This window comes from Brevundimonas sp. ABV4_179 (genome assembly GCF_056311945.1).
Map to the genome: position 1 here is coordinate 3,573,948 of NZ_CM149976.1, position 14,979 is coordinate 3,588,926.

Genomic DNA, 14,979 nt, shown 5'->3' on the forward strand with positions numbered 1-14,979 from the left:
AATCTGATCCCATGAGTGCTTCCCCCATCCTTCTCGCCCTACGGGAAGCCACAGCCGCCGCACACGAGACGCTCGAGACCGAAGCCCGGATCGAGGCGCGTCTTGCCAATCCGGCAACCCGGCCGGCCACCGTGGCGGCCTTCTACCGCTTTCACGCCGGTCTCGAGCCGGTCAGCCATGCCCTGACGGCCCGGCTCAACACCGAAATCGGCGGCGGGTTCGAGCCGCGCTCGCGCGCGGGCGGCATCGCTCAAGACCTGGCGAGCTTGGGTGTCGCGCCGCCCGCCGCGGCCAGCGTCGACGGACCGGCGTCTCCCGGCGAGGCCCTGGGCTGGGTCTATGTGGCCGAGGGCTCGATGTTGGGCGGCCGGATCATCCGCAAACGGCTGACCGCCGAGGGACGCGGGCTGGAGGGCCTGAACTTCCTCGATCCCTATGGCGAGGAGACCGGCGCCCGCTGGCGCGCCTTCATGGCCCTGCTGGATCAGGCCTGCGCCGCCGGGCGCGCGGATGTCGATCAGATCGTCAAGGGCGGCGTGGACGGCTTCGCCTTCGCGCGCCGCGTGCTTCAGCCCCGTACGCAGGAGGTCGCCGCTTGACCGAGACCGTCGATCAGGTCGGGCCCGATCTGACCCAGTGCGACCGCGAACCGATTCACATTCCCGGATCGATCCAGCCGCACGGCTTCATGCTGGTGCTGGACCTGCAGTCGTTGGCGATCCGCCAGGGTGCGGGGATGATCGAAGACCTGACGGGACGCAGCGTCTGGATCGACCGCTCGGTCGGCGAGGTCTTGGGCGATGTCGCGGATCGCCGCATCCGTTCGATGGCGAGCCTGCAGGAGACCGGCTTCGCCTGCCGCTGGCGGGCGACCAACCGGCTGGAATACGACGTCATCGTCCATATGGCCCCGTCCGCCTCGTCGGGCCTGCCCAGCAATCTGATGATCATCGAGGTCGAGCAAAGCTCGCAGCAGGCGCGACTGGGCGTCGACCTAGTGGCCAGCCTGGACGCCGCCGGCGCCGCGCTTGAGCGGGCGCCCACGGTTCAGGGCTTGTGCGAACGGGCCGCCGAGGCCTTCCGCCGCCTGACCGGCTTCGACCGGGTGATGATCTATCGCTTCCAGGACGACGATGCCGGCGAGGTGGTGGCCGAGGCGCGCGCAGAGGGAACCGGGTCCTTCCTGAACCACCACTTCCCCGCCACCGACATTCCGCGCCAGGCCCGCGCGCTTTATCTGCGCAATCCGGTGCGGGTCATCCCCGACAGCCGTTACACGCCCCATCCCCTGCGGCCGATCACGCCCGGCGAGACGCCATTGGACATGAGCGACAGCGGTCTGCGCTCGGTGTCGCCGATCCATCTTCAGTATCTGAAGAACATGGACGTGCGGGCATCGGCCTCGGTGTCCATCATCATCGACGACGCCCTGTGGGGTCTGGTCGCCTGCCACAGCGCCTCGCCCAAACTATTGCCGTTCGAACTGCGGGTCGGCTGCACCACCCTGGCTCGCAATCTGGCGCGGCAGCTGAAGGCCAAGAGCGACGCTGAACTCTATCGCGACCGAACGCGGCTGCGCCGACTGGAAGATCATCTTGTAGCGCGCCTTTCGACGGACAAGACGCTGATCGACGCCCTGGACGAGCACGCCGAGCCGCTGATGCAGCTGACCGGCGCGGACGGGCTGGCCATCGTCGCCGACGGCGACATTCGGATGTTCGGCCATACGCCCCCGCCCGAGGGTGTCCGGGTCATCGCCGACTGGGTCGCCGGACGGCCGGGCCTGCGGCCGGTATCCTCGCACGCTCTTTCCACCGCTCTGCCCGAGGCCGAGGCCTGGACCACGCACGGCAGCGGGCTGCTGGCCGTCAACCTGCCCCTCGAACATCCGATGTCGGTCCTTTGGTTTCGCGCCGAGGTGCGTGAGCGCGTCCGCTGGGCCGGCAATCCCGCCACGGCCGAGAAGACGGGACCCAACGCCGTACTGACCCCGCGCGCCTCGTTCGAGAGCTGGTCGGAAGAGGTCGCGGGCCGTGCGCGTCGCTGGGGTCCGGCCGCGATCGAATCCGTCGCCCGTCTACGCGACGCCCTGGCCGACTTCGCCGCCATCGACCAGTTGCGCCGCCTGAATCGCTCACTACAAACCAGCCTGTCCGAGCGTGATCTGCGGCTGGAGCAGCAGCAGTATCTGATCCGCGAAGTGAATCATCGTGTTCAGAACAGCCTGACCCTGGTGTCCAGCTTTCTGGGCTTGCAGGCGCGCGAACAGACGGATTGGGCGGCCGTCGCCGCCCTGAACGAGGCGAGGCGACGTGTCCGGGCCGTCTCCGCCGTGCACAGCCAGCTGTATCGCGGCGACGCATCGACCACAGTCGATATGGCGCGCTACATCGATAGTCTGGTCGAGGATCTGGCCTCCAGCATGGGGCCGGACTGGGCGGCCGCCACCGAGACCGATCTGGCGCCCGTCAACATCGACGCCGGGCGGGCGGTGACCATCGGCCTGATCCTGACCGAACTGATCATCAACGCCCAGAAATACGCCTACAAGGGCAAGCCCGGCCCCTTGCGCATCGTCTTCGAGGAAGACGGGGCCATGTTCCGCCTGAGGGTCGAGGACGAGGGCGAAGGCGGGTATCTTGCGGGCAAGGGTTTCGGCTCCATGATGATCCAGAGTCTGGTCGGGCAGTTGGAGGGCGAGATCGACTATCGCGACCGCGATCCGGGCCTGACCGTCACGTTGAAGGCGCGGATCGACCCTCTGGTCTGAAGCCTCGTCTGGACGCGGAGGCTGTGGCGTCCGGTCGCACGGGGGCGTAAGAGCCGGCCATGTCCGCCCTCGCACAGCGCCCCTCCCCGCGCGCCTTCGCCCTGATCGTGCTGCTGATCGCCGCCTGCGTGTTGGGCCTGGCGCCGATCCTGGTGCGGTTGACCGAGACGGGACCGGCGGCGGCGGGGTTCTGGCGCTTCCTGCTGGCCCTGCCTCTGCTGACCCTGCTGGCGGCGCGGGAAAAGGGCGGCGTCGGGACGCCGTCGAAATGGGCGCTGCTGGCCGGCCTGTTCTTCGCGCTGGACCTCAGCTTCTGGCACTACGGCATCGTCATGACCTCGGTCGCCAATGCGACGGTGCTGTGCAACCTGACGCCGGTCGTCGTGACCCTGTTCGGCTGGTTCGTCCTTAAGGAAAGGCCGCATCGGCTGTTTCTGATCGCCCTGGCCCTGGCCATGGGCGGCGCCTTTGCGATGGCGGCGGGCGCGGATGGCGGACAGGGGACCAATCCGCCGCTGGGCGACGTCTTCTCCCTATCGGTTGCGATCTGGTATTCTGGATATTTCCTGGCGGTGAAGGCGGCGCGGGCGACGGCTGGGGCCATGCGCGTGACCTTCTGGGCCACCCTGCTGGGCGCGCCCCTGCTGCTGATCGTGGCCCTGGCGCTGGGCGAGGACATCATGCCCGCCAGCGCGGCCGGCTGGGGCGCCTGCATCGCCATGGGGATCATGCATGTCTTTGGTCAGGGCGGGGTGGCCTGGGCGCTGGGCCGCCTGCCGGCCTCGGTCACGGCCGTCACCATTCTGGTCCAGCCGGTGGTCGCGGGCCTGTTAGGCTGGTGGGTGTTTGGCGAGACCCTGACGCCGATCCAGGCCCTGGGCGGCGCCCTGGTGCTGGGCGCGGTCGTCCTGGCCCAGCGCTCGCAACGCGCCAAGCCGACCTCCGCCGAAGCCCAAACGGGCTGAAACCACCATCTCAAGAAAAAACAGGCGCGGAAGCCGAAGCCGCCGCGCCTGTTCTCCAATCTCGAAGTCTGTCCGACCTAGAGGATCTTGAGGTCGATCGCCGACGTCTTGCCGCGCTGGTTTTCCAGCTCGTATTCGACCTTGGCGTTTTCATCGAGGCCCTGAAGGCCAGCCTTCTGAACGGCGGTGACGTGAACGAACACGTCCGAGCCGCCGCTGTCGGGCTGGATAAAGCCGTAGCCCTTGGTGGGGTTGAACCACTTGACCGTGCCGGTCGCCATGTCTGCGTCTCCGTAAACGCGCTTTTCCAGGCGGATCCCTTCCTCGGTGATCCGACAATCCATCTGGACAGCTCGTTCAGGCGAAGGAGCGAAACGCAGGTGTGGACCCCACGCGAAATCCGGACTGTGCCGATGTTGTCACCCGGCTTTTCCGGACGGTCAACAGCGAAAGCGACTCGCAATCGCCGCATTCAACCTTAACGGCAGATGCCTCTTGCGGCCCCGTCGATGTGCAGATGGTTGGCGTGGGCGGCGTTGTAGTCGGGCGACAGGACGGTCGAGAACAGGCGGCAGGCCCCGTCGCGCACCCGGTGCAGAAAGCGCGAGCCGGGCTGGCCGGCCGGACCGGAACCGCCCCAGTCGTCCAGGACGCTGACGGTGCGGCCGTCCTTCAGGGTGACGGCGGCGACGTCCAGGGCGTTGGCGCGGGCGTGTTCGCTGGGGCGCTCGCCCTCGTCCTGTGAGCCGTAGATGCGGCGGCAGGAATAGGTCCCGTAGTTCTCCACCCGCGCAGGCTCCGACCCCAGTTCTTCGCGCGCGACCGGGCGCAGGACCTGCCGGTCCCAGATGACGTAGCGGACGGCCAGCGGGCATTGCATCACCACATTGGCCGGCGCCAGCGGCGTCACCGCCCCGCCCGCGATCCTGACGGCGCCGCGCACCACGCAGAAGCCGCCGTCGTCGCGGTCGGCCGCACGCTCCACCTGGACGCCGGCGTCGCGCAGGGCCTTCATGCAGGCGTCGGTCGCCTGCTCCAGCGCCTGGGCAGGCGCGGCGGCGTCCACCTCGAAGGCGGCGACCTTGGCCGCCGTCGCGCCTCCCACCGGCCGGTCCAGATCAAGCGGCTTCCACGGCAGATCCTGAGGCGGGGCGAACAGGTTCAGCAGGGCGAAACCGGCGCAGATCAGCAGGCCGATCTCCCAGACCAGGTTCCACATCTCCGCCAGATCGCGCTTCATCGGTCCCCCGCCCCGGCCCCCTATTCCATGCCAGGCCCCCGCCCCTAACGCCGTTGGCCCCGCTCGGCTCCGCTCCATGCGACACGACGGCTTTCGCTTGCCGCCCGGCCGAACCTGGCCCACTCTTTGGCATGGGAAAGAAATCCGACGCCTATGAAACCGAGTTGGAGCAGATCCAACTGGCCATCGTTCAGGCCCAGGCCTGGAGCATCGAACACGGCTCGCGCGTGGTCATCGTGCTGGAGGGACGCGACACCGCCGGCAAGGACGGCGCCATCAAGCGGCTGACCGAATATATGTCGCCGCGCCAGACCCGCGTCGTCGCCCTGCCCAAGCCCAGCGACCGGGAAACCAGCCAATGGTATTTCCAGCGCTATGTGCCGCATCTGCCCGCGGCGGGCGAGACGGTCATCTTCAACCGGTCCTGGTACAATCGCGCCGGGGTGGAGCCGGTGATGGGCTACTGCACGCCCGAACAGTATGCCCAATTCATGACCGACGCGCCGCGATTCGAGCGGATGCTGACCGACGACGGCATCATCCTGATCAAGATCTGGCTGGACATCTCGCGCAAGGAACAGGCGGCGCGGCTGAAGGCGCGGCGCACCGATCCGCTGAAGAAGTTCAAGCTGTCGTCGCTGGACGCCGAGGCCGAGGCGCGGTTCGACGCCTATTCCGACGCGCGCGACCGGATGCTGGACGAGACCGACCGCGACTATGCGCCTTGGACCGTTGTGGCCACCGACGACAAGAAGACGGCGCGGCTGAACATAGGGCGCTTCATCCTGTCGGTGCTGAAACACACCGACCTGCCGGTCAACAAGCCGGACCCCGACGTGGTGTTCGGCGCACATAAGGCCAAGGATCGGCTGGCGCGCTGAACCAACGCCCGGTCAGGCGGTGCGGACGACCCCGCCCGACGCCGCCACCGGCCAGGGCGTCAGCCGCCCGCCCGCGCACGGGCCGCCCTTGCATTCGCCGGTCAGCGGCTCGAACACCGCGCCGTGCCAGCCGCACAGGATCAGCGAACCGTCCGGGGTCAGATAGCGGTCGATCTCCACGGCGATGGGGAAGCCCGCGTGCGGGCATCGATCGACCCAGCCGGCCACCTGCCCATCCTTCCTGACCACGAAGCCGTGGAAGAAGGCGTCGCCGATCTGCAGCACGAAGCCGCGCGAGCCGGGGTCGGCGATGTCATTCTCTGGGCACAGGGCAACGCCCGCCGGAGTCTTCCAGACCCGTTTTCGCTCGGTCGCGGCCGCCTCAGACACGCTCGGCCTTGAGCGGGCGCGACAGCAGGCCGTCGATCAGCCCATCCACGTCGATCTCGCCCGCCAATAGCGCGGCGACGCCTTCGGAAATCGGGATTTCCACGCCCAGGCGCGCCGCCAGTTCGCGCACGGCCGGCGCGCTCTCATAGCCTTCGGCCACCGACCGTTTGCCGGCCAGGGCCTGCTCGACCGTCTGCCCCTGCCCCAGGGCCAGACCCAGGCTCATGTTGCGCGACTGTGGGCTGGAGCAGGTCAGGACCAGGTCGCCCAGGCCGCAAAGCCCCGCCACCGTCTCGGCCTGCCCGCCCATGGCGACGGCGAGACGGGTCATTTCCGCAAAGCCGCGCGTGATCAGGGCGGCGTGGGCGCTGCGGCCCAACTGACGCCCCTCGGAAATGCCGCAGGCGATGGCCAGGACGTTCTTCAGCGCCCCGCCCGCCTCTGCGCCCACCAGATCGGTCGCCAGATAGGGTCGGAAGCCCGGCGCCGACAGGGTGTTCAGCAGCGCCTGACCCAGCGCCGCATTGGCGCAGGCCAGGGTGACGGCGGTCGGCAAGCCGCGCGCCACCTCGCCGGCGAAACTGGGCCCGGACAGGACGGCGGCTGGGGCGCCCGGCAAGGTCTCGGCCAGCACCTCGGTCATCAGCTTCATCGTGCCGCGCTCGACCCCCTTGGAGCACAGCACCACCGGCACGCCCGCCCGGTGGCAAGGCGCGAAGGCCGTCAGGGTCGCCCGCATATGCTGGGCCGGCGGCACCGCCAGGATCAGGTCGCACCCGCCCAGGTCCGCCAGGTCGGACGTGAAGCTCAACGCGTCCGCCAGCGGCACGCCCGGCAGATAGAGGTCGTTGGCCCGCGTCGCCCGCATCGTCTCGACCAGTTGCTGCTCGCGCGCCTGCAAGATCGTGTTCAAACCTGCCCGGACGCAGACCTGGGCCAGGGCCGTGCCCCACGCGCCCGCGCCGATGACCCCTGCCGTGCGGAATTCCATACGCCCTCCCGAGGCGGTTTCGTTCGTCATGCTTTCGCGCCCTTGCGGCCCGGCCTGTGCGAAGGATCGGACAGGGCGCGCGCTTCGTCCAGCGGCCATCGCGGCCGGGCGACCACGTCGATGTCGCTGGTCAGGCCCAGCGCCAGTCGTTCGGCCCCCGCCAAGGCGATCATCGCCGCATTGTCTGTGCAAAAGGCCATGGGCGGCGCCAGGAAGTCGAAACCGTGTTTGGCCGCCGTCGCCTGCAGGGTGGCGCGGATCATCTTGTTGGCCGCCACGCCGCCCGCCACGACGAACAGCTTGTGATCATGCGTCTCCGCATAGGCCGCCAGCGCGCGCTCCGACCGATCCGACAACTGGCGCGCGATGGCGCTTTGAACCGCGTCGGCCAAATCGGCCTTGTCCTGTTCGGTCTCGCACGTCTGGGCGATACGGAAGGCGGCAGTCTTCAAACCCGAGAAGGAAAAGTCGCAATCCTTGCGGCCCAGCAGGGCGCGCGGCAGATCGATCCTGGACCCATCGCCCTGCATCGCCAGCCGCTCCAGCGCCGGCCCGCCCGGATAACCCAGGCCCAGAGCCTTGGCGATCTTGTCGAAGGCCTCGCCCGCCGCATCGTCGATGGTGGCGCCGATCCGACTCATGTCGCCGACGCCGCGCACCTCAAGAAGCTGGCAATGACCACCCGAGACCAGCAGCAGCAGGAACGGATAGGCGACCTCCGCCCCCAGGCGCGCCGAGAGCGCGTGCCCCTCAAGATGGTTCACCGCCACCAGCGGCAGCCCGCGCGCCAGGGCCGCCGCCTTGCCGAAGCTGAGGCCGACCATGACCCCGCCGACCAGGCCCGGCCCAGCCGTCGCCGCGATCCCGTCCAACCCGTCATAACCCATGCCCGCCTCGACCATCGCGCGGCGCGTGACCTCGGCGATCATCTCGACATGGCTGCGCGCCGCGATTTCGGGCACCACCCCGCCATAGGCTGCGTGGTCGTCGATCTGGCTGTGGACGACCGAGGACAGCACCTCCGCCCGACCACCGGTCAGGCGCACCACCGAGGCGGCGGTCTCGTCGCAGCTGGTCTCCAGGCCCAGCACCGTCAGGGCATGACCGGGACGAGGGGGGACATCCCGTCCAGTTGCCGCATCGGCGCCGCTGCTATAGTCGGCGGACATCTCCATCGGGTCGAGGTAGCGACCCGGCGACCGGTGCGCAACGCTCATGACCTTTCCTCTCCGCATCGGCACCCGGCGCTCCAAGCTGGCGCTCGCCCAATCCGGCATGATGCAGCGCGCCATCGGCCGCGCCCTGGGCGTAGCCGAGGCCGATATCGAGACCGCCGTGCCCCTGGTCGAGATCGTCACCACCGGCGACCGGGTTCAGGACCGCCGCCTGCTGGAGATCGGCGGCAAGGCCCTGTTCACCAAGGAGATCGAGGAGGCCCTGCTGGCCGGTCGGATCGACGTCGCCATCCATTCGATGAAGGACGTGCCCGCCGAACAGCCCAAGGGCCTGTGCATCGCCGCCATCCCCGAGCGCGAAGACGCCCGCGACGCCTTCGTCAGCCGCGACTTCGACAACTTCGACGCCCTGCCCTTCGGCGCGCGCCTGGGCACCGCCAGCCTGCGTCGCCAGGCCCAGGCCCAGGCCCTGCGCCCCGACCTGAAGGTCGAGATGCTGCGCGGCAATATCGACACCCGCCTGCGTCGCGCCGCCGATGGAGAGTTCGACGCCATCCTGCTGGCGGTTTCGGGCATGACGCGGCTGGGCGTCACCGACCATATTCGCGAGAAGCTGTCGCTGGACGCTTTTCTTCCCGCGCCGGGCCAGGGGGCGCTGGCGCTCCAGACCCGCGCCGCCGACATTGACGCCCAGCGGAACGCGCCGTGGGTCGCAGCCCTGAACCACGCCGAGACCGCCCTGTGCGTCGCCGCCGAGCGCGGGGCCATGACGGCGCTTGAAGGATCCTGCCGCACCGCCGTCGGCGCCTATGCCCGTATCGACAACGACATCCTGCATCTGACCACGGAAATGCTCAGCCCCGACGGCTCGGCCCGATGGCGGCGCGTCGGCGAGCTGCCTCAGCCCGAAACTGCCGCCGCCCGCGCCCTGGGCCAGCGGCTGGGGGCCGAGGTCAAGAACTTCGCCGGCGATCAGGAAGTCGACCCCGCGACGCTGGACGGATGACCGGCGCGGCCCCGCTCCGCGTCTGGATCACCCGCGCCGAACCCGGCGCGTCGCGCACCGCCGCGCGCCTGCGCGACATGGGGTTGGAGCCGATCATCGCCTCCCTTCTTGCCGTCGAGCCGCTGACGCCGGTTCTGCCCGATCTGGCAACGTTCAACGCCCTGGCCTTCACCAGTCCCAACGGCGTCGCCGCCTTCGCCGCCCTGACGCCCCGCCGCGACCACCCCGTCTTCGCTGTCGGCGACGCCACCGCCCAGGCGGCGTCAGCCGTAGGCTTTCCCGACGTTCGCTCCGCCCAGGGCGACCTGGCCGCCCTGGCCCGGTTGATCGCAGAAAGCCTGTCCGAGGCCGCCATCCTGATCCCCCAGGCCGAAACCCCGGCCGGCGACATGACCGCGGCCCTGACGCGGGCCGGCGCCCGCGGCGTCACAGCCCACCTCCTGTCGACCTACCGCACAAATCCCACAACTCAGCCCGCCCCGCCCGCCTTCGACGCCGTTTTGATCCACTCCCCCCGAGCCGCAAAACTGCTGGGCGACCGTCACGCCGGCCGCCTGAACGACGTAGAAGTCGCCTGCATCTCGCCCGCCGCCGCCGCGCCCCTCGCCGCCCTCGGACTACATCCGCTCATCGCCACGGATCCAAACGAAGCCGCCCTGCTCGCGATCTTGAATCCGACGCTTGGCAAGCGCGGTCGAGCCGTATAAAGACCCCCTCTCGCGCAGGGCCTCCGACCCTTCGCAGCCGGAGCCGCTTTAGCTCAGCCGGTAGAGCACATCATTCGTAATGATGGGGTCAGGTGTTCGAGTCACCTAAGCGGCACCACCTTTCCAAAGCACCATTAGCTTTGACGCCAGGCCGGGATAAGTCGGAAGGCGCTTCCGCTTGGGAGTTACGTGGGTTCCCAGTGGGAAGAGCCTATGCCTGTAAGGACATCTAGAGAGGCTTCTTGCCGTCGATGACCATTCGATTGAGCTCATGACGTGACAATGCCTTCACGGAGCAGCTAGCCTGTCGGAGATCATGGAGGGCAGATAGTTGATTTCTGAGTATCTCGAACGGGTAATATCCCAGTTCAAAAGCGGTCAAGCCACAGAACACAGCTACCGCCCTGCCCTGTATGACCTGTTCCAGAGCATCGACCCAACGCTCACGGTCATCAATGAGCCAAAACAGTCGGAAGGCGGCATGCCTGACTTTATGTTCCAGCGCGACGGCGTACCGATCGGCTGGGCCGAAGCCAAGGACATCGACAAGGACGTCATCAAACTCAAGGGCTATTCGGTCGAACAGCGCAAGCGATACGAGGCCGCCTATCCCAATCTAATCTACACCAACGGCGTGGACTTCGAGTTCATCCGCGACGGCGAGCGGGTCCACTTCGTTTCCATTGCCGACTTCCTCATGGGCTTGCAGCCCGTCCCCGATAAATTTGAGGAGTTGGAGCGCCAGCTCAAACTGTTCGCCGAACAGAAACCCATCAGCATCAAATCCGCCTCAAAACTGGCGGAAATGATGGCGGCTAAGGCGGCCATCATCAAGGACGAGATTCGTCTGGCGCTCAAAGAGGATCCCGAGTTCAAGTCTGGCCTTGGGGGCCAGTTCAGAAGCTTCAAGGCCAACTTGTTACCGAACCTTGAACCAGACGAGTTTGCCGACATTTACGCCGAGACCATCACCTACGGCATGTTCGCTGCCCGCTTTCACGACGACGACCTGACAACCTTCAGCCGTCATGAGGCTATGGATGATCTGCCCGCCTCTAACCCCTTCTTGAAGGGGTTGTTTGAGTACGTTGCCGGACCCGCGCTACCTAAACGCCTGACCTACATCGTCGATGATTTAGTCGAGGTCATGCGCGCTTCGGACCCTAATGCTTTGTTCCGCGACTTCGGCAAATTCACAGCAAGAAACGACCCTTTCATCCACTTTTACGAAGACTTTCTCGCCGCCTACAATCCAAATAAGCGGAAAAGCCGAGGTGTCTGGTACACGCCCGAACCGGTGGTCGATTTTATCGTCCGCGCGGTGGACGATGTACTGAAAACTGATTTCTGCTTGGTTGATGGACTGGCAGACACGTCAAAGGTGGTCGTCGATTGGGATACTGGCCAGAACGACAAAAAAGGTCGGCCGGTCACAGAGAAGCGTCAGGTGCATAGGGTTCAGATACTCGACCCTGCCACCGGCACTGGCACCTTTCTAGCCAAGGCAGTTCAACTGATCTCTGATCGCGTCAAGGCGCGCGCGCCGGGCAAATGGTCCGGCTATGTCGAACAGGATCTTCTTCCCCGAATACACGGCTTCGAGTTGCTGATGGCCAGCTACGCCATGTGCCACATGAAGCTGGACATGCAGTTGACCGAGAGCGGTTACAAACCCAGTGCCAAGCCGCCGCGCCTTTCGGTTTGGCTCACCAACGCGCTCGAGCCTGCTGAACGCGAGGTCCGCGATCTGTTCTTCCAGCCTCTAGCTGAAGAGGCGCACGGAGCGAGCGCTGTGAAGCGGCAGACGCCGATCATGTGCGTGATCGGAAACCCGCCTTACTCAGGCGTATCTCAGAACAACGGAGATTGGATATCCCGACTGATCGAGGACTACAAATACATCGATGGAAAACACTTTGGGGAGCGCAAACACTGGCTTCAAGATGACTATGTGAAGTTCATCCGGATGGCTGAACACACAGTTGGGCAAAATCCTTCTGGCGGGGTTCTAGGCTTCATTACAAATCACGGGTACCTAGATAATCCGACCTTTCGAGCGATGCGATGGCGTTTGCTAAAAACCTTCGACAGCATCTCGGTGCTCGACCTCCATGGCAATGCACCTAAGAGAGAACGCGCCCCAGATGGTGGGCCGGACAAGAATGTCTTCGACATTCAGCAGGGGGTTTCAGTAGTAATCGCCGTCAAACATAATACTGGGAAAAGTACCGAGCTTGCGAAGGTCAGACGCGCAGATTTTTGGGGCTCTCGGGAAAGCAAATATGATCGTCTTCATTCCTTCAACATGAAATCTCCCGATTGGGTCGAGCTGAAGCCCAGCGCGCCATTTTTCATGTTTGCATTGGATGCAGGCACAGATCAGGACGAGTACAATCTCGGCATCGGAATAGACGAGCTTTTGCCATTAAATGTCACCGGCATTGTAACTGCACGAGACAGTCTGGTCATAGACTTTGATTCACCAGCACTGAACGACAAGCTAGAACGTTTTCGTGACAAGAGTAAATCTGATGTCCAGATTCGGTCGGCATTCTTTGGTACAAAAAAGGCTGGAAAGTACCCTGCGGGGGACACCAGAGGATGGAAACTAGATGCTGCCCGTCAGTCCATTGCAAATCTAAGTCTTACGGACGATATCCGCCCGATTCTTTATCGACCGTTTGACATCAGACAAATATACTATCGTCCAGACATGGTCGACTGGGGGCGCGAGAGATACATGCGTCACCTTACGGACGGTACCAACCTAGGGCTGATCTATTCGCGTCAGGCAGTGGCTGGGGAAGCGGGGTATAACCACGTACTGGTGACGCCGCACATGTTCGACAATCGAGGATTTTATAGCAACAAGGGGATTTCACAGATCGCCCCTCTATATCTTTACCCCGGCGAAGACGCCCTGGATCAAACTGTACGGCTTAACTTCAACCCTAAAATCTACGCCGCTATCTGCAAGGCCGCCGAAATCAATCCCGAAAATCAGGCGAGGCCCGGCGATGATTTTCGTGCAGCAACAGGCGACACCCGGCCAAGCGAGGTTAAGGTGTTTGACTACATCTACGGCGTGCTGCATTCGCCGGATTATCGCGCGACCTATGCCGACGCCCTCAAGATCGATTTTCCGCGCATTCCCTATCCACAGTCGGCCGAGGTTTTCCGCCATGTCAGCGACAAGGGGGAAGCACTGCGGCGCCTCCATCTAATGGAGGCACCCGCCGTCGGCGACACGCCCTATCCCTACCATGGGGAAGGCGACGATTTGGTCGCGACGGGCTATCCGAAGTTTTCGGGGGGCCAGGTTCATATTAACCCTGACCAATATTTCGACGCCGTACCTCAAGTCGCTTGGGGCTTCTCCATCGGCGGCTACCAGCCTGCTCAGAAATGGCTCAAAGATCGTCGCGGCCGCACATTGTCGTGGGACGACATCGGCCACTACCAGAAGATTATCAAGATTCTTGCAGACACTGACAAGATAATGCGAAAAATCTCTGTGCCGATCATTTAGACGAGGCCGAGATGTACTCAGATGTGGCGATCTAGAAAATGTCGGAGTAGTTCTGCCGGGTCACGCTCGAGAGCCTTTGCGACTTGGCAGAACTCGATCACGTCCAGACGACGCTCGCCTCGCTCCACCTTCGACACGAAGCTCTGCGGCTTTCCCAGACGCTCCGCGAGCTCGACTTGAGTGACACCGGCCGCCTTACGCGTCGAGGCGATAAAGCCAATCAGCTCCTGATGCCGCTGCGTGAAAATCGATGACGGCAACGCGCGCCCCTGCTCGGTGAGGCGCTTTCGCTAAAATCTAAATCGGGATATCCCAGATTCGGTTATTTGGTTTGGGGAGGCCGCTACTGCCTGGTGTAGAAGCGAACACAAGCAACAACAGCCTGATACCGCGCCGAGCGCAAAACTCGGCATCTTATATGATGTGCAAATAACTGCGCGTCTCAACACAGCAATGAGATCGTATCAGATGAACAAGAATGTAACTCGCATGGGGCTGGCAGCCATTGCCGCCTTCTATGTTGTAGTCGGCGGACTATGGGCGTCAGACTATTTCCCTCTTCAGAAGTTCTACTCACAACGGGAAATCAAAGACGCGATCTATGAAAAGGTCGGCTATCCTGAGGCATTCCGATCAAAGGAATTCGAAGCGGCCACGGCTTACGAACAGACCTACGCCCTCACCCACGGCAGCATCTTCGAGACCGAGAACAAGTTAGCCTCTTATAAATCGCTTCTATTTTGGGCCACCGTGGCACTCAGCGTAGGCGGCGGCGTCCTCTTCGTGACGCGCGGCAAGCTTGGCGCTCAGGCTACCCAGGGGAACACCCAATGAGGCGTCTAATCTCTGCCGCCCTCGCCGCTGGTGCTCTGGTCGTCGGCGCGTGCGCCTCCGCCCCCGCCATGACGCCTGGCAACTACGTCAGGCAAAACAAGCCCGTGTATCTGATCACCGAAGCCCAGGCTGATCAGATCCTGGTGGACGCCATGAACGCCGAGTTCGGCACCGCTCCCATCGTGCGGATCGAACACCCTAATCCCGGCTATCAGGCCACGATCAAGTTCCTGATCGACAGCCACCAGATCGTCGCCACGATGGTTCCGTCTAGGGGCGTCGCTTCCGATGGCACGGTGCGGGATGGCTTCTACTTCAACGTCACCCACAGCGGGACCATGCCGCTGTCCGGCATCGCCCGTTCCAACCGCCTGAAGGAACGGCTGTCAAAGGCCGCCACCGCCCTGTCGCCCAGCGTTCCGGCGGCAAGGTAGGCACCTTCCTGGACAGGGCGACGGGATCGAAGTCCTTGTGCGTCATCGACTTCAAGG

The 14,979-nt window shown here is 64.7% G+C and carries 15 protein-coding genes and 1 tRNA gene; 10 read left to right on the forward strand and 6 right to left on the reverse strand.

Annotation, left to right across the window (positions count from 1 at the left end):
• The first annotated feature begins 11 nt into the window (after window positions 1-11).
• From ACYX4P_RS17570 to ACYX4P_RS17580, 3 genes are read left to right on the forward strand one after another with little or no spacing between them, the layout of a single operon-like run.
• Window positions 12-599: a biliverdin-producing heme oxygenase gene (locus ACYX4P_RS17570; RefSeq protein WP_248118635.1), complete on the forward strand. Its 588-nt coding sequence runs from the start codon at window positions 12-14 to the stop codon at window positions 597-599.
• A complete protein-coding gene (locus tag ACYX4P_RS17575) occupies window positions 596-2,770 on the forward strand; it encodes a histidine kinase dimerization/phosphoacceptor domain -containing protein (RefSeq protein WP_292046062.1) in 2,175 nt (724 codons plus the stop codon). The genes ACYX4P_RS17570 and ACYX4P_RS17575 overlap by 4 nt, the downstream gene beginning before the upstream one ends.
• Window positions 2,771-2,829: 59 nt before the next feature.
• Window positions 2,830-3,735 carry a DMT family transporter gene (locus ACYX4P_RS17580; protein WP_248118637.1) on the forward strand — a complete coding sequence of 302 codons (906 nt, stop codon included), beginning with the start codon at window positions 2,830-2,832 and terminating at the stop codon, window positions 3,733-3,735.
• Between the two features lie 77 nt (window positions 3,736-3,812).
• Here the strand turns inward: ACYX4P_RS17580 and ACYX4P_RS17585 are convergent, their stop codons facing one another.
• Both ACYX4P_RS17585 and ACYX4P_RS17590 read right to left on the reverse strand, forming a co-directional pair.
• Entirely contained in the window at window positions 3,813-4,016 is a 204-nt protein-coding gene (locus tag ACYX4P_RS17585; RefSeq protein ID WP_248118638.1) for a cold-shock protein, read from the reverse strand.
• Window positions 4,017-4,213: 197 nt separating this feature from the next.
• The gene (locus ACYX4P_RS17590) at window positions 4,214-4,975 is read right to left on the reverse strand and encodes an extensin-like domain-containing protein (protein WP_248118639.1); all 762 of its coding nucleotides are present in this window, start codon (window positions 4,973-4,975) and stop codon (window positions 4,214-4,216) included.
• A 131-nt stretch (window positions 4,976-5,106) separates the two neighbouring features.
• Between ACYX4P_RS17590 and ppk2 the strand changes: the two genes are divergently transcribed.
• A complete protein-coding gene (ppk2, locus tag ACYX4P_RS17595) occupies window positions 5,107-5,856 on the forward strand; it encodes a polyphosphate kinase 2 (protein WP_248118640.1) in 750 nt (249 codons plus the stop codon).
• Window positions 5,857-5,868: 12 nt separating this feature from the next.
• Here the strand turns inward: ppk2 and ACYX4P_RS17600 are convergent, their stop codons facing one another.
• The 3 genes from ACYX4P_RS17600 to tsaD are packed head-to-tail and all read right to left on the reverse strand — an operon-like array spanning window position 5,869 to window position 8,454.
• Window positions 5,869-6,246 carry a Rieske (2Fe-2S) protein gene (locus ACYX4P_RS17600; protein ID WP_248118641.1) on the reverse strand — a complete coding sequence of 126 codons (378 nt, stop codon included), beginning with the start codon at window positions 6,244-6,246 and terminating at the stop codon, window positions 5,869-5,871.
• Complete coding sequence (locus ACYX4P_RS17605; RefSeq protein WP_248118724.1) at window positions 6,239-7,237, reverse strand: NAD(P)H-dependent glycerol-3-phosphate dehydrogenase; 999 nt, start codon at window positions 7,235-7,237, stop codon at window positions 6,239-6,241. The genes ACYX4P_RS17600 and ACYX4P_RS17605 overlap by 8 nt, the downstream gene beginning before the upstream one ends.
• Before the next feature lie 26 nt (window positions 7,238-7,263).
• A complete protein-coding gene (gene tsaD, locus ACYX4P_RS17610; RefSeq protein WP_248118642.1) occupies window positions 7,264-8,454 on the reverse strand; it encodes a tRNA (adenosine(37)-N6)-threonylcarbamoyltransferase complex transferase subunit TsaD in 1,191 nt (396 codons plus the stop codon).
• Between tsaD and hemC the strand changes: the two genes are divergently transcribed.
• From hemC to ACYX4P_RS17630, 4 genes are all read left to right on the forward strand, one after another.
• A complete protein-coding gene (gene hemC / locus ACYX4P_RS17615) occupies window positions 8,453-9,418 on the forward strand; it encodes a hydroxymethylbilane synthase (protein WP_248118643.1) in 966 nt (321 codons plus the stop codon). The genes tsaD and hemC overlap by 2 nt on opposite strands.
• Window positions 9,415-10,125, forward strand: a complete 711-nt coding sequence (locus ACYX4P_RS17620; RefSeq protein ID WP_248118644.1) for a uroporphyrinogen-III synthase — start codon at window positions 9,415-9,417, stop codon at window positions 10,123-10,125. Before hemC ends, ACYX4P_RS17620 begins: the two co-directional genes overlap by 4 nt.
• Before the next feature lie 42 nt (window positions 10,126-10,167).
• Window positions 10,168-10,243 (forward strand) — tRNA-Thr (locus tag ACYX4P_RS17625).
• A gap of 213 nt (window positions 10,244-10,456) precedes the next feature.
• A complete protein-coding gene (locus ACYX4P_RS17630) occupies window positions 10,457-13,654 on the forward strand; it encodes a type ISP restriction/modification enzyme (RefSeq protein WP_314135826.1) in 3,198 nt (1,065 codons plus the stop codon).
• 17 nt (window positions 13,655-13,671) lie between these two features.
• Here ACYX4P_RS17630 and ACYX4P_RS17635 read toward each other — a convergent pair whose 3' ends face one another.
• On the reverse strand, window positions 13,672-13,914 hold the full coding sequence (locus tag ACYX4P_RS17635) for a helix-turn-helix domain-containing protein (protein ID WP_292046064.1): 243 nt from the start codon (window positions 13,912-13,914) through the stop codon (window positions 13,672-13,674).
• Between the two features lie 208 nt (window positions 13,915-14,122).
• Here ACYX4P_RS17635 and ACYX4P_RS17640 point away from each other — a divergent pair, with 208 nt between their 5' ends.
• Both ACYX4P_RS17640 and ACYX4P_RS17645 read left to right on the forward strand, forming a co-directional pair.
• Complete coding sequence (locus ACYX4P_RS17640) at window positions 14,123-14,488, forward strand: hypothetical protein (protein ID WP_292046065.1); 366 nt, start codon at window positions 14,123-14,125, stop codon at window positions 14,486-14,488.
• On the forward strand, window positions 14,485-14,922 hold the full coding sequence (locus ACYX4P_RS17645) for a hypothetical protein (protein ID WP_292074875.1): 438 nt from the start codon (window positions 14,485-14,487) through the stop codon (window positions 14,920-14,922). Before ACYX4P_RS17640 ends, ACYX4P_RS17645 begins: the two co-directional genes overlap by 4 nt.
• The last annotated feature ends 57 nt before the right edge of the window (window positions 14,923-14,979 follow it).

Coding starts and splice junctions, on each gene's coding strand:
- ACYX4P_RS17570 (WP_248118635.1), top strand. CDS start 12: ATGAGTGCTTCCCCCATCCTTCTCGCCCTACGGGAAGCCACAGCCGCC.
- ACYX4P_RS17580 (WP_248118637.1), top strand. CDS start 2,830: ATGTCCGCCCTCGCACAGCGCCCCTCCCCGCGCGCCTTCGCCCTGATC.
- ACYX4P_RS17585 (WP_248118638.1), bottom strand. CDS start 4,016: ATGGCGACCGGCACGGTCAAGTGGTTCAACCCCACCAAGGGCTACGGC.
- ACYX4P_RS17590 (WP_248118639.1), bottom strand. CDS start 4,975: ATGAAGCGCGATCTGGCGGAGATGTGGAACCTGGTCTGGGAGATCGGC.
- ppk2 (WP_248118640.1), top strand. CDS start 5,107: ATGGGAAAGAAATCCGACGCCTATGAAACCGAGTTGGAGCAGATCCAA.
- ACYX4P_RS17605 (WP_248118724.1), bottom strand. CDS start 7,237: ATGGAATTCCGCACGGCAGGGGTCATCGGCGCGGGCGCGTGGGGCACG.
- hemC (WP_248118643.1), top strand. CDS start 8,453: ATGACCTTTCCTCTCCGCATCGGCACCCGGCGCTCCAAGCTGGCGCTC.
- tsaD (WP_248118642.1), bottom strand. CDS start 8,454: ATGAGCGTTGCGCACCGGTCGCCGGGTCGCTACCTCGACCCGATGGAG.
- ACYX4P_RS17620 (WP_248118644.1), top strand. CDS start 9,415: ATGACCGGCGCGGCCCCGCTCCGCGTCTGGATCACCCGCGCCGAACCC.
- ACYX4P_RS17640 (WP_292046065.1), top strand. CDS start 14,123: ATGAACAAGAATGTAACTCGCATGGGGCTGGCAGCCATTGCCGCCTTC.
- ACYX4P_RS17645 (WP_292074875.1), top strand. CDS start 14,485: ATGAGGCGTCTAATCTCTGCCGCCCTCGCCGCTGGTGCTCTGGTCGTC.